Raw genomic sequence first — 1133 nt, forward strand, 5'->3', positions numbered from 1 at the left:
TTCCTTTATCTTTATTTCATACAGCATAGTCTTTCGGCTCTTGCATCTAAGAGACTGGAGGTCAACAGCAATAGCCAGTGGGCTTCTTGCTTACCTTATCCAGCTACTATTCACAAATAGCTCAATTGGGCCAGCCGTTGTATTCTGGATTTTGTTGGGAATCGGTGTGCAAAAGGCCAATTCTGGATTGAAAAAACATATCGTAAGGTGACACGTTTAAATAAACGTTTTACAACACTGGCTATAATCCATTGTTGGTAAGGGATAAATAAAGAAAAAACGTAAATTGTATTCGGCTTCGGATTCCGCAAGAAAATTCTGCCGAATTTTCCACAACGGAATCACAGCCTTAAACGTTGTGCATCATTAGAGAAACTAATCTTTTAATAATGAATAAAATGAAAAAACTAACGAACCTTTCAAGTCAAATATACTTAATGATGTTGCTTTTCTCTTTAGTTTTTACAATTCAAAGTTGGAAACAAACAGAGCAAGATGTCGAAAAAGAAACAATTGTAGAGACCGAAAAACCAGAATTTATTATAGAAATTGAACTAGAAATACATAAAATCTCACTCAATGAATAAAGACATCAAGCAATCGCACGATCCCAGTCGGAGAGACTTTTTTAATACAGTTGCACTAGCGAGTTTAGCGCCATTTGTTCCCTTATCTGTTGTTAGTTGCGGGGACGGTTTACCCACTTTCGTTGGCACAGGAAAAGCTCCATTTAAGGTTTGGGAGGAAATGATTCAAGCAGTTATGACCAGCCCGGATTATTTGCCTGGTCGCATGGAGCGACTTATTGCTTCGAAAGATCTGCAGGCCATGTATCATTTTGTCAGGGATGAGATCATTCTTGTTCCTAACAGGCCCAAAAATATATCGGGAATGGGACGAGAAATGAAATGGGGATTGGAAGGAGTTATGCGATGTGGAATGGCGACACCCCGGGAAAAGGCAGAACTCCTGAACAAAATGTATTTGGAAGCGGGAATACAATCAAAAGTCGTTTTTGAGACAACTGATTTTACGATCGAAGAAGTTCCGGCGCTTTTTCTACGTCCTGTCGAACGGGAGTTTGCTCCTAAAATTTCGAAGAAGCAATTGAGAAATTGGAAAAAGGAAATGGG

2 protein-coding genes are annotated in these 1133 nt (G+C 39.3%); both read left to right on the forward strand.

The genetic code is table 11. The features are described 5' to 3' along the window. Positions 1-398 precede the first annotated feature (398 nt). On the forward strand, positions 399-587 hold the full coding sequence (locus Q0X72_RS13835) for a hypothetical protein (RefSeq protein WP_297766616.1): 189 nt from the start codon (positions 399-401) through the stop codon (positions 585-587). Further along, a partial coding sequence (locus Q0X72_RS13840) for a hypothetical protein (RefSeq protein ID WP_297766619.1) occupies positions 580-1133 on the forward strand: 554 nt, incomplete at its 3' end. The genes Q0X72_RS13835 and Q0X72_RS13840, both read left to right, overlap by 8 nt.

Origin of the sequence: uncultured Muriicola sp., from assembly GCF_947258935.1 — a bacterium.
GTDB lineage: Bacteria > Bacteroidota > Bacteroidia > Flavobacteriales > Flavobacteriaceae > Muriicola.